We start from the raw sequence: 12,306 nt of genomic DNA, 5'->3' as shown, positions 1-12,306 counted from the left end.
CTCAGCGCCGGACCTTGAGGGTGAAGAGGCCCTGCGGCCGCAGCATCAGGATGCCGACCACCGCCAGCAGCGTGATGACCTTCGCGGTGGAGCCCGACAGGAAGAATTCGAGGGTCGACTGGGTCTGCGAGATCGAGAAGGCCGAGGCGATGGTGCCGAGGAGCGAGGCCGCGCCGCCGAAGACCACAATGAGGAAGGTATCGACGATGTAGAGCTGGCCGGAGGTCGGCCCGGTGGAGCCCACCATGGTGAAGGCCGAGCCGGCGATCCCGGCGATCCCGCAGCCGAGACCGAAGGTCAGACGGTCGACCTTCTCGGTATCGATGCCGACCGCCCCCGCCATCGCGCGGTTCTGCACCACGGCGCGGACCTGGGCGCCGAAGCGCGAGCGATACATCAGGACCGCCACGCCGGCGGTGATCAGGGCGGTGACGGCCATCACGAACATGCCGTTGATCGGAATCTCGATGGTGTCGGTGACCTGCACCGAGCCGATCAGCCAGGACGGCAGTTCGACGCCGACCTCGCGCGGACCGAAGATCGTCCGGAAGGATTGCTGCAGGATCAGCGAGAGCCCCCAGGTCGCCAGCAGGGTATCGAGGGGGCGCTTGTAGAGGTGGCGGATCAGCGCCCATTCCACCAGCATGCCCAGCGCCCCGGAGGCGACGAAGGCGAGCGCCATCGCCACGAAGAAGTAGATCGAAAACAGGGCGGGCAGGTGGTTCTGGAAGAACGTCGAGCAGAGATAGGTCATGTAGGCGCCCAGGATCATGAACTCCCCATGCGCCATGTTGATCACGCCCATCTGGCCGAAGATGATCGCCAGACCGAGCGCCATCAGCGTGTAGACCGAAAACAGGATCAGCCCGGCAAAGCCCTGCATCACGAAGATCGAGCTGAGGTCCGTGAGCGAGTAATCACCGAACATGGGTTCGTTCTCCGAAAGATGCCGGGTCGGCTTCGCAAGCATCGGGCCGTTCAGAGCCGGGGCGACTGGCCCTTGAGGACGCGCTCCCCGCCCCGTCATCCCAGGGCCGCATCGCGGAGCCCGGGATCCAGAGCCGCCGACGGCGGCCCGGAATGACCGTGGGTTTTGGCCCCCTCGCGGCACCGAGAGGGGAGCCCCGCGCCCGCTCGACTGTCGCCGGCGGGCGCGGGGCGTGTTTCGGACCGACGTCCGTCCTACTGGTAGCCCTTGGGGAAGGGGTTCGGCTCGATCAGCTCGGGGCTCTCGTAGACCACCTCGAACTGGCCCGACGGCAGGGCCTTGGCGACGCGGGTCTTCGACCAGAGGTGATGGTTCGGGTGGACCTTCACGTAGCCTTCCGGCGCCTCCTTGAACTCGAGGCCCGGGGAGGCGGCGACCACCTTGTCAACGTCGAAGGAGCCGGCCTTCTCGCAGGCCATCTTCCACAGGAACGGCCCGAGATAGGCGGCCTGGGTCACGTCGCCGATGACGGTCTTCTCGCCCCACATCTTGTGGAAGGCGGCGACGAATTTTTCGTTGTTGGGATTTTTGAGCGACTGGAAGTACTTCATGCAGGAATAGGCGCCGGCGATGTTGTCGCCGCCGATGCCGTCGATCTCGTCCTCGGTGACCGAGATCGTCAGCAGGGTCTGCTTCGAGAGATCGATGCCGGCGGCCTTGAGCTGCTTGTAGAACGCCACGTTCGATCCGCCGACCACGTCGGTGAAGATCACGTCTGGCTTGGTGAGCTTGAGCTTGTTGATCACCGAGTTGAACTGCGTGTGGCCGAGCGGGAAATATTCCTCGCCCACGACCTTCAACTTGAGCACGTTCTCGATGTGCTTGCGGGCGATCTTGTTCGAGGTGCGCGGCCAGATGTAGTCCGAGCCGATGAAGAAGAACGTCTTGGCGTTCTTTTCCTTGGTGACCCAGTTCAGCGATTCGAGAATCTGCTGGGTGGCTTCCTGGCCGGTATAGATGACGTTCTTGGACTGCTCCAGGCCCTCGTAGAAGGTCGGATAGTACAAGAGACCGTTATACTGTTCGAATACCGGCAAGGCGGCTTTTCGCGATGCCGAGGTCCAGCAACCCATCACGGCGGCGCAATGGTCGTTGACGAGGAGCTTCTTGGCCTTCTCGGCGAAGGTCGGCCAGTCGGAGGCGCCGTCCTCCTGGATGATCTTGATCTTGCGGCCGAGCACGCCGCCGGCCTCGTTGATCTGCGCGATGGCGAGCTTCTCCGCCTGGATCGAGCCGGTCTCGGAGATCGCCATGGTGCCGGTGGCCGAGTGGAGGATGCCCACGGTCACCTCCGTGTCGGTCACCGCCAGACCCGTGGTGTTGACCGCCGAGGTCGGGGGTGCCGCCGCGAAGCTCATGCGCGGCATCAGCGCGATCGCCGGAACACCCGCGAGCCCCATCAGAAGCCTGCGCCGCAGCGCCGATTGCAGGCCGTTGCCCTTGTCCTCTGCCATCGTGCCTTGAACCCCTGTCCCTCGTCGCACGGCGCATCGGACGGCCGCGGATCGACGAGGCGGAGGCTAGGCCGCGTTGTGCGGCGCGGCATATACGCTGTTTTGCGTATGGAGCCGGGCAGACCACAGGCTCATCGTGACTGACTTTTTCCTCACGACCGGATTTCTTGCGTGCCGCGCTCCCGTCGGGGCGGAACGGGCATGCTCTTTGCTGGCGCCTAGGCCTTGGCTCGCCCGCAGGCCGGGGACTTCAGTGCGGTATTCCCGGTGCGACCCGTCGAGGGGACTCGCAGCCGGCGCACCGCATGGTACTCCTCGCGCCGGACATCATGATCGAACACCAGCGCATCCTGCCGATCCGGCGCGACTACAACCGATTCGTCGCCGACGAGACGTTGGAGGATTACGCCCTGCGCTTCACCGCCAAGTCGGCGCGGCGCTGGTCGGGGTTTCGCGTGGCGCAGACGGCGCTCGGCTCGCTCTCCTTCCTGGCGCTGGAGGCGATCGGCGGCACGCTGGTCCTGACGGTGGGGTTCACCAACACCCTGGCGGCGCTCCTCGTCGTCGGGGCGATCATCTTCGCCACCGCCGCGCCGATCAGCGTCTACGCCGCCCGCTACGGGGTCGACATCGATCTCCTCACTCGCGGTGCCGGCTTCGGCTATATCGGCTCGACGGTGACGTCGCTGATCTACGCGAGCTTCACGTTCCTGTTCTTCGCCATCGAGGCGGCGATCATGGCGCTGGCGCTGCAGCTCTGCTTCGGGCTGCCGCCCTCCCTCGGCTACCTCGTCTGCGCGCTCGCGGTCATTCCCCTCGTCGTCTACGGCATCACCCTGATCAGCCGGTTCCAGATCTGGACCCAGCCGATCTGGATCGTCCTCAACCTGCTGCCGCTCGCCTGCATCGCCTGGAGCGGTCAGGCGCCGATCGCGGCGTGGCTCGGCTATCCGGGTGCGGGTGGCCTCGGCGGCTTCGACCTGGCGCAGTTCGGTCTGGCCTCGGGCATCCTCCTGGCCCTGCTGGCGCAGGTCGGCGAGCAGGTCGATTTCCTGCGGTTCGTGCCGGCGCGGGAGGCCGGCAAGGAGCGGCGCTGGTGGGCGGCGGTGCTGGGCGCCGGGGCCGGCTGGATCGTGCCCGGCATGCTCAAGATCCTGCTCGGCTCGTTTCTCGCGGTGCTCGCCCTCCAGCATGGCGTGCCGGTGGAGCGGGCGGGCGAGCCGACGCAGATGTACGCTGTGGCGTTCGGCTACGTGCTGCCGCCAGGAGCGGCGGCCATCGCCCTGATGACACTGTTCGTCGTGGTCTCGCAGCTCAAGATCAACGTCACCAATGCGTATGCGGGCTCCATCGCCTGGTCGAACTTCTTTTCCCGCCTGACCCACAGCCATCCCGGCCGCGTCGTCTGGCTGGTCTTCAACGTCGCCATCGCGCTGCTGCTGATGGAGCTCGGCATCGACAAGACCATCGTCAGCACGCTCTCGCTCTATGCCGTGGTGGTCTCGGCCTGGGTCGGCGCCCTGGCGGCGGACCTCGCCATCAACAAGCCGCTCGGGCTGTCGCCGCCCGGTATCGAGTTCAAGCGTGCCCATCTGTACGCCATCAACCCGGTGGGCACCGGGGCGATGGTGCTCTCGATGATCTCCGGGTTCGTCGCCCATGCCGGATGGCTCGGGGCCGGCCTGACCGCCTTCGGGCCGCTGCTGGCGCTCGGCGTCGCCTTCGCGGCGGCTCCCGCCATCGCCTACGCCACCCGGGGACGCTACTACCTCGCCCGCACCCCGCGGACCGATTGGCACGGCGCGGCGGCGATCACCTGCCGGGTCTGCGAGCACCCGTTCGAGCCCGAGGACATGGCGCATTGCCCGGCCTATGCCGGGCCGATCTGCTCGCTGTGCTGCTCCCTCGACGCCCGCTGCGGCGACCTGTGCAAGCCGCATGGGCGCCTGGAGGCACAGGCGCAGAGCGTGCTGGCGCGGATCGTGCCGGCCCGGACCGCGGCCTGGATCGGCGCGCCGCTCGGGCGCTACCTCGCCCTGATGCTGACCCTGATGGCGGCCATCGGCCTGATCCTCAGCATCGTCCATGCGGGGGCCACCGCCGAGCATCCCGAACACCGCGAGATGCTGTCGGCGGCGCTCACCAGCGTGTTCCTGATCCTCATCGTCATCCTGGGCATCGTCGCGTGGCTGTTCGTGCTGGCGCAGGAGAGCCGCCACGTCGCCCTGGAGGAGACCGCCCGGCAGACCGGGCTGTATCAGGCCGAAATCGAGGCCCACAAGATCACCGACGCCAAGCTGCAGCAGGCCAAGGAGACGGCCGAGGCCGCCAACCTCGCCAAGAGCCGCTACGTGGTCGGCATCAGCCACGAGTTGCGCACGCCGCTCAACGCCGTGCTGGGCTACGCCCAATTGCTGGAAGGCGATCCGAGCATCCCGGCGCCGCGCCAGAACGGGATCCGGGTGATCCGGCGCAGCGCCCAGCACCTGTCCGGGTTGATCGACGGCCTCCTCGACATTTCGCGCATGGAGGCCGGTCGCCTACAGATCCATCGCGACGAGGTCCGGCTCGCCGACTTCCTCGACCAGATCGTCGACATGATCCGGCTTCAGGCGGAGGCCGCCGCCCTCGAATTCCGTTTCCGCAAGCCTGACACCCTGCCGGCGGTGGTGGCCACCGACGAGAAGCGCCTGCGCCAGATCCTGCTCAACCTCCTGTCGAACGCGATCAAGTTCACTCCCGCGGGCCACGTCGCCCTGGAGCTGACCTACCGCAACCAGATCGCGGTCTTCTCGATCCGCGACACCGGTCTCGGTATTCCGGCCGACGACCTTGAGCGGATCTTCGAGCCGTTCGAGCGCGGCTCGATGGCCGCCGCACGCTCAACCCCGGGAACCGGGCTCGGCCTGACCATCGCGCATCTGCTCGCCCAGGTGATGGGCGGCGAGATCACGGTGGAGAGCGAGGTCGGGCGGGGCACCTGCTTTCGGGTGCGGCTGATGCTGGCCTCGGTGGCGCGGCCCAAGCCCGTCCGCGTCATCGCGAACGCCCCGGCCCGCTCCTATTCCGGCGCCCGCCGGACCATCCTGGTGGCCGATGACGACGCGGCCCATCGCGGGCTGATGCGCGACATCCTGGAGCCCCTCGGCCTCGTGGTGCTGGAGGCGCCGGACGGTCCGGCCTGCCTCGCCCTCGCCGCGACCCAGCGCCCCGACCTGTTCCTGCTCGACATCGCCATGCCGGGGATGAGCGGCTGGGTTCTGGCCAAATCCCTGCGCGAGGCCGGCCACACCGCCCGGATCGCCATGATGTCGGCCAACGTCCACGAGATCAGCCCGGTGCGGGGGCACGACGCACCCCACGACGCGATCATCGCCAAGCCGTTCGACCTGCGCGATTTTTTGGAGCGGGTCACTGGCCTGCTCGGCCTCGACTGGACCGCGCCGGAGAGCGCCCCCCTCATCGTTCCGGAGCCGGGCGCGACCGTGGCGCCCCGGCGCGAACAGGTCGCGGACCTGCTGCGCCTCGCCCGGATCGGGCATGTCCGCGGGCTCGAGGCCAAGCTCGCCGAGATGGAGACGGAGCCACCGGTGCCGATGGCCTTCGTCGGTCAGATGCGCGGGCTCGTGGCCGCCTACGACCTGCGACAGGTGATGAGCATACTGGACATCCTGTTGTCCGAAGGGACCTTGCACGACGAAACCTTGCGCGAGGAGGCCATGCCCGATGCATGAGGCCCACCGCGACATCGTCCTGGTCGTCGACGATTCTCCCGAGACCCTGAGCTTCCTCACCGACGCCATCGAGCGCTCCGGCGCCACCGTTCTGGTGGCGGTGGCGGGGGACCTCGCCTTGGCGCTCGTGGACGAGATCACCCCCGACGTGATCCTGCTCGACGCGATGATGCCGGGTATGGACGGGTTCGAGACCTGCCGCCGCCTGAAGGCGAAGGGCCATCTCGCCCACGTGCCGGTGATCTTCATGACCGGCCTGTCGGAAACCGAGCACATCGTGAAGGGGCTGGAGGCGGGCGGCGTCGACTACGTGACGAAGCCGATCGCGCCGGACGAGATCCTGGCCCGAATTCGGGTGCATCTGGCGAGCGCGCGGGCGGCACAGAGCGCGCGCGCGGCCCTGGACACCACCGGCCGCACCCTGTTCGCGGTGGACCGGGACGGCGCCGTGCTGTGGTGCACGCCCCAGGCGGCACAGCTCCTGGCCGGCCTCAGCCCCGAGCCCGGCGCGCCCCTGAGCCTGCCGCCGCAAGGCCGGTCGTGGCTGCGGGCCTGCGTGGCGGGGTCGAGCGCGGCGCCGCTGGCGCTCACCGACCGGGCCGGGGCACCGTATGCCTTGAGCTTCATCGGCGGCACCGGCGACGAGATCCTGTTGCGGCTCGCCCGCGACGGCACCGCGACGGGGCTGGAACGCCTGCGCCAACGCCTGCGCGTCACCGTCCGCGAGGCGGAGGTGTTGCTGTGGCTCTCGCGCGGCAAGTCGAGCCGCGACATCGGTGAAATTCTAGGCCTCAGCCCGCGCACGGTGACGAAGCACCTTGAAGGCATCTACGAAAAGCTCGGCGTCGAAAACCGCACCGCCGCATCGGTGATCGCCGCGCGCCACCTGCAGGATTTGGACTGATCCAGTTTCCCGACGATCGCTTCACGGTAGCTCCCTCTCCTAACGGGAGAGGGGATCATGGCTGCGTGCGGAAGGTTTGACGACCTTCGTTTTAAGGCAGGAACCGGCGAATGCCTGCCGGTCTCCGACGGATCAGCGTGGCTTCAATGCTGCGGAGTGGTGGTGAAGGCGCCGCCGCGGATGCGGTCCGGAAAGCCTTCGGCATAGCGGGCGGTGGCTTCCTCGCCGTAGGTCATCACCAGCTCTTGGAACGCCGCGAACAGGGCGGCCTGGGCCATGCAATCGCCGTCGAGGCCGTCGAGACAGCCCTCAGCGAACGCCTCGGAGACGTAGCCGAGCGCGGCGCGCTTGTCGTCGAGATCCGCCTCGAAGGGCGCGGATACTGCTTCACTGTGCATGGGCCACGACATCGTTTGCGCCGACAAGAAGGCTCGGCAAGACAGAACGATGATAGGGCGAGGTCCGGTCTGCGCAAAGCCAGGAATTGCGAAGCGGTTAACGCCGGCGCTCGAATTGTCGGAATTCGTGCGCCAGCACTGGCGTGTTGCCGTTCCGCATCATCCGCCGAACCGACTCGCCAGGGCGTGGGACAGGCGCTCGCCCTCGGCGACGAAGCGGCCGGCGGCTTCGTGGGCGGACGGCGTGCATATCCGGTAGGTCAGCGCATAACCGCGGTAGCCGCGATTGTAGGCGCCGGCCAACCGATCGCGCCGGCCGGGAGTGACGCCCTCGGCCTCCATCAGCGCCTTCATCCGGGCCGGCCACTCGACGGCGTCCGGGGTGACGCACAGCTCGCGCAGGAAAGCGAGGGCGCCGATGATCTCGGAGAGCCGCATCAGGTCGCGGTCGTAGGGGGCCGGCGGCGGCTCGGGGGCGGGCACCGGCTCCTTCTCTTTCTCCTTCTCGGCGGGCTTGGGAGCGACGCGCGCCGCGCCGCCGCGCGCTTGCTGGGCGAGAGCCGGGGCGAGGGCACCGGCGCAGAGCAGGCCGATCACAGCGGCGGCGAGCGGCAGGATTCCAGGGCGCTTGCCCGATCCACTTGGCGTGCCCGGGCGCAAAGAGGGAGCCGCAAGGCGAACCGGCAACTTCAATGCCGCCGCATCCGGCAAGCTTGCGGACGCGGTGGCATGCGCAAGTCCCCTCTCCTGGAAGGAGAACGGACCCCTGCTCGGTGCGAGGGAGATGAATTCCCTATTCTGGACGGCCGGAGCTTGTGCGTCGCGCGGATCGGGCGTCACGCCAGAGACTCCGTAGACGTCGCCACCGTGGCGAAGGCCTCCGCCACCGTACCGGCGAGGCCGGGGGTGGTGGCCAGCGTGTCGAGTTCGGCGCGCGTCGCCCAGCGGACACCGAGCGCTTCGGGACCGGCCACAGGCTCGCCGCCGCACCACAGGGCCGCGTGCGGATGGACCACGTAGTGGTGGCGCACGCGCCCGTCCGCATCGCGCAGGATGATCTCGGTGGGGCTGAGCACGCCGACGACCCGCGCGCTGAGACCGACCTCCTCCTGCAATTCGCGCACGGCCGCCGCAGCCAGGGTCTCTCCGGCCTCGACGAGGCCACCGGGGAGGGTCCAGACCCCGCGCATCGGCTCGTTGGCCCGCGCGGCCAGCAGCACGCGATCGTCCCGCAACACCGCGATCGAGGCCCCGACGAAGGGCCGCGTCGGGAACAGGCGTGCCTCCGCCTCACCAGCCTGCGCGTCCCCTGCCTGCGCGTCCCCTTGCGCGTCCATGGCACTCTCGCTCACCGGGTCACCACCGCGATGCGCCCGTCGGCGAGGCCGACGAGGAGGCGCGCAGCCTCGCCACGCCCGAGGGTGGCGAGGCCGAAGGCGGCGGGCGCGGGCAGGGCCAGACGCATGCGCTCGCGGATACCGTCCTTGAGCGACAGGATCGCCACGGCGCTGCGATCCAGGATGGGAAGCGCGAGATCGGGCGGCCCGTCCTTCTCCGGCTCGATCAGGGCGGCGAGATCGGCCTCGCCCTCGCCGGGGGAGACGTTGGTGTAGCCCGGAGCCTCGTAGGCGAGGCGCAGGGCGCCAGCCTCAGAGGTCCAGAGCTGGAGGAGCCCGGCCCCGTCGGGCGCCGCCACCGCCGCGATCTGCGGCCGGCCGGTCCCTGAAAAATCCGCGATCGCCGCCGGCTTGAGCGGCTGCCCGCCGGGTCCCGCGGCCTGTGCCGCCCCGCGCGCGCGGACGGTCCAGGCCGTATCCGCCACCGGCTTTGCGTCGGGCTTGCCTTCGGGTCTGCCGATCAGCACCAGGGAGGCGCCGCCCGCAGGCGTGACCGTCACGGCGACGATGACGGGTTGCCCGTCGATCCGCACGATATGGGGCCGACGCACGGCGAAGGCGGCGTCGTGTGCGGCCGGCACGATGCTGGTGGCGATCGGCACAGGCTTGGGATCGCCGCCCATCGCCACGGGTTGGCGCTCGCGCACCACGAGGTCGCGGGCCTGTCCGGGGCCACCGGCGAGGGCGGGGATCGGGTTGGCGAGATGCGCGCTGAGCCCATCGCGGACGGCACGGCGCGAGCCGGGCAGGGCGCCACGCGGGGTCTCGGCAGCGGCCAGTCCCTCCACGGTCTCGGCGCCGAGCAGGGTCGTGGTCACTTTGCCATCCGAGAGGCCCAGCACCGCGCCGCCGCCATCGCCCCAGACCACGGCGATCGCCGTGCCGGGCTCTGGCGTGGTGCTGCCGATCCCCTTCGGCCGAGCGATCAGCAGGACGCCGGAGGTCGCCACGGCCACCGACACCTCGCTACCGGGGCCGCGCAGGGCGCGGGCGCGGAACGGCAGATCGAGGATCGTGACGGATGGCTCGGCGGCCGCCGGGATCGTGAGGTTCGCGGTGATGAACAGGAGCGCAGCCAGCGCACCCCGTTCAGACATGCTGGCCGCCGTTGATGTGCAGCTCGGCGCCGTTCACGTAGGACGAGGCCTCGGTGCACAGGAAGTAGATCGCCTTGGCCACCTCGTCCGGGGTGCCGAGGCGGCGCTGCGGGATGCCGGCGACGATCTTGTCGGTGCCGGGGGACAGGATCGCGGTGTCGATTTCGCCGGGCGAGATCGCGTTGACGCGCACGCCGAGCGGTCCGAAATCGCTGGCCAGCTCGCGGGTGAGCCCGGCCAGAGCAGCCTTCGAGGTCCCGTAGGCGGCGCCCGCGAACGGGTGGACCCGCGAGCCGGCGATCGACGTGACGTTGACGATGGAGCCCTTGGCGCGGGTCAGTTCGTCGCAGAGGCCGCGCGCCAGCAGCAGCGGCGCGAACACGTTGACCTGGAACACCTTGCGCCAATCGCCGAACTCGGTGGCGATGGCGCCGAGGCGGTCGCCATTGGCGCCTTTCGGCGAGATGCCGGCATTGTTGACCAGCGCATGGAGCAGGCCGCCTTCGTCGGCGAGCCGTCCGGCCACCTCCTTGATCCCCCGCATGGTATCCTCGGGATCGGCCAGATCGACCTGGAGATGGTCTTCTGGACCCATCTCCCACGGGCAGTTCTCGGGGAAGGCATGGCGCGAGCAGGTGATGACCCGCCAGCCGGCCGCGGAGAACCGCTTGACCGTGGCATGGCCGATGCCCCGGCTGGCGCCGGTGAGCAGCATCACGCGCCGACGTTCGTTGGATGAAGCCAAGTCCGTTCCTTCAGGCTCGGGACGCGCAGGATCGGCACATTCGAGATCGGGCGGCGCAGGACGCGGCGACGATCGAACGATCGCACCCGCATGACCACCAGAGCCAAGGTCTAAGCCCGGCCGCCGGGGAAATCCAGCGTCCGTGCCGCGTCGCAGCAAGGCCGCGCGCCCTGCCCATCATGGGTAGAGGCGAGCACCGTGCCAGCCCGCGCCGTCGGGGGTGAAGCGCACCCGGTCGTGCAGGCGGAACGCGCCGTTCTGCCAGAACTCGATGGATGAGGGCACGATGCGAAAACCCGTCCAGTTTTCCGGACGCGGCACCGGACCGTCCTCGTAGCGGGCGGCGAGGGCCTCGACCTCGGCCTCCAGCGTCGCGCGGTCGGTGAGCGGTCGCGACTGGCGGCTGGCATGGGCGCCGATACGGCTGTTGCGCGCCCGGCTCTGGAAATAGGCGTCGGCCTCCTCCACGGAGACGGCGGTCACCGGGCCGCGGGCGCGCACCTGTCGGCGCAGGCTCTTCCAATGCAGCACCACGGCGGCCTGGGGGTTCTGCGCCAGTTCTTCGCCCTTGGCGGAATCGACGTTGGTGTAGAACACGAATCCGCGAGCATCGACCCCTTTCAAGAGTACCATGCGCACGTCGGGCAGGCCATCCGTACCGGCCGTGGCCAGCGCCATGGCGTTGGCATCCTCGGGCTCTGAGACCTCGGCCTCTGCCATCCAGGCGGCAAACAGCGCCCACGGATCGGTGGCGCGGGTGAAGTCGCCATCGATTGCCGCAGCCGCAGCCGACTCATCGATCCTTAACCGATCCAAGGCGTACTCCTGTCTGCGTGAGATCCGGGTCGGGGGCACCGACGTTGGGACACGATCGCCATCGGTCACTTCCACGTCGTGAGTTCAGGGGTGTCATGCGTCGAGGCGAAGCGCGAACGGAAGCCGTAGCTGAAATTTCAGTGTCGGCGAAGGGCTGGGTACTGAGTGACGGCTTGGCTCTAGGCAAGAGTCTGGCGCTGGGAAAGAGCCTGGTGTGGGCGAGGGGCTTGGTCCTGGCCCTCGGCGTCGCTCAGGCGCTCGGAGGCTGCGGCCAGCCGCTCATCACGTTCCAGACCGACACCGCAGGCGAGGCCGCGAAGGCCGACGCCGACCCGACGAGCACCGGCAGCATCACGAAACGGCCGATCACCTTCGGGGCCGACCTCGGCGCCGAGGATTGGCGCCGGGCCCAGGCGGCGCTCTCGGTCGCCCTCGATCCGCAGGGCAATGGGCGCCCGGTGAAATGGGACAACCCCGAGAGTTCTCTGCGCGGATCGGTGAACCCGACCGGATTGCCCTACGTGTCCGAGGACGAGGTCTGCCGCGACTTCCTCGCCTCGGTGATCGCGCCCGACCGCAGCCGCTTCCTGCGCGGGACCGGCTGCAAGCCGGCGGGCGGCACCTGGGAACTGAAGCGGGTTCGGGCGGCCACCCGGAAGACTCCGGCCTGACGGCGGACTTTTCTGCGAGGCCGAACGTTGACGTGCGGGGTCCGGCGACGGATTCTGCCGAAGGCGTCGTTGCGAAGCGACGGTAAAACTTCCACATCTAGC

The 12,306-nt window shown here is 69.0% G+C and carries 11 protein-coding genes; 3 read left to right on the top strand and 8 right to left on the bottom strand.

The window, feature by feature from the left end; genetic code table 11:
• Window position 1: 1 nt before the first annotated feature.
• Together urtB and urtA are read right to left on the bottom strand one after the other, a co-directional pair.
• The gene (gene urtB, locus G3T14_RS16185; RefSeq protein ID WP_163643572.1) at window positions 2-928 is read right to left on the bottom strand and encodes an urea ABC transporter permease subunit UrtB; all 927 of its coding nucleotides are present in this window, start codon (window positions 926-928) and stop codon (window positions 2-4) included.
• 254 nt (window positions 929-1,182) lie between these two features.
• On the bottom strand, window positions 1,183-2,442 hold the full coding sequence (urtA, locus tag G3T14_RS16180) for an urea ABC transporter substrate-binding protein (protein WP_163643571.1): 1,260 nt from the start codon (window positions 2,440-2,442) through the stop codon (window positions 1,183-1,185).
• A gap of 329 nt (window positions 2,443-2,771) precedes the next feature.
• Between urtA and G3T14_RS16175 the strand changes: the two genes are divergently transcribed.
• Together G3T14_RS16175 and G3T14_RS16170 are read left to right on the top strand one after the other, a co-directional pair.
• Entirely contained in the window at window positions 2,772-6,176 is a 3,405-nt protein-coding gene (locus G3T14_RS16175) for an ATP-binding protein (RefSeq protein ID WP_163643597.1), read from the top strand.
• A complete protein-coding gene (locus G3T14_RS16170) occupies window positions 6,169-7,080 on the top strand; it encodes a response regulator transcription factor (protein ID WP_163643570.1) in 912 nt (303 codons plus the stop codon). Before G3T14_RS16175 ends, G3T14_RS16170 begins: the two co-directional genes overlap by 8 nt.
• 143 nt (window positions 7,081-7,223) lie before the next feature.
• Here the strand turns inward: G3T14_RS16170 and G3T14_RS16165 are convergent, their stop codons facing one another.
• The 6 genes from G3T14_RS16165 to pdxH all read right to left on the bottom strand — a co-directional run bounded on the left by G3T14_RS16165 (window position 7,224) and on the right by pdxH (window position 11,533).
• The gene (locus tag G3T14_RS16165) at window positions 7,224-7,478 is read right to left on the bottom strand and encodes a hypothetical protein (protein WP_163643569.1); all 255 of its coding nucleotides are present in this window, start codon (window positions 7,476-7,478) and stop codon (window positions 7,224-7,226) included.
• 159 nt (window positions 7,479-7,637) lie between these two features.
• Window positions 7,638-8,066: a TIGR02301 family protein gene (locus G3T14_RS16160; RefSeq protein WP_246733385.1), complete on the bottom strand. Its 429-nt coding sequence runs from the start codon at window positions 8,064-8,066 to the stop codon at window positions 7,638-7,640.
• Between the two features lie 248 nt (window positions 8,067-8,314).
• Entirely contained in the window at window positions 8,315-8,815 is a 501-nt protein-coding gene (locus G3T14_RS16155; protein ID WP_163643568.1) for an NUDIX hydrolase, read from the bottom strand.
• 11 nt (window positions 8,816-8,826) lie between these two features.
• Window positions 8,827-9,972 (bottom strand): hypothetical protein, encoded by a 1,146-nt coding sequence (locus G3T14_RS16150; protein ID WP_163643567.1) that lies wholly within the window; start codon window positions 9,970-9,972, stop codon window positions 8,827-8,829.
• Complete coding sequence (locus tag G3T14_RS16145; RefSeq protein ID WP_163643595.1) at window positions 9,965-10,687, bottom strand: SDR family oxidoreductase; 723 nt, start codon at window positions 10,685-10,687, stop codon at window positions 9,965-9,967. The genes G3T14_RS16150 and G3T14_RS16145 overlap by 8 nt, the downstream gene beginning before the upstream one ends.
• A 207-nt stretch (window positions 10,688-10,894) precedes the next feature.
• A complete protein-coding gene (gene pdxH / locus G3T14_RS16140) occupies window positions 10,895-11,533 on the bottom strand; it encodes a pyridoxamine 5'-phosphate oxidase (protein WP_163643566.1) in 639 nt (212 codons plus the stop codon).
• 227 nt (window positions 11,534-11,760) lie between these two features.
• Between pdxH and G3T14_RS16135 the strand changes: the two genes are divergently transcribed.
• A complete protein-coding gene (locus G3T14_RS16135; protein WP_246733384.1) occupies window positions 11,761-12,204 on the top strand; it encodes an RT0821/Lpp0805 family surface protein in 444 nt (147 codons plus the stop codon).
• Window positions 12,205-12,306 lie beyond the last annotated feature (102 nt).

The organism is Methylobacterium sp. BTF04 (assembly GCF_010692745.1).
Taxonomy (GTDB): domain Bacteria; phylum Pseudomonadota; class Alphaproteobacteria; order Rhizobiales; family Beijerinckiaceae; genus Methylobacterium.
This window is presented reverse-complemented; position numbering and strand designations above follow the sequence as displayed.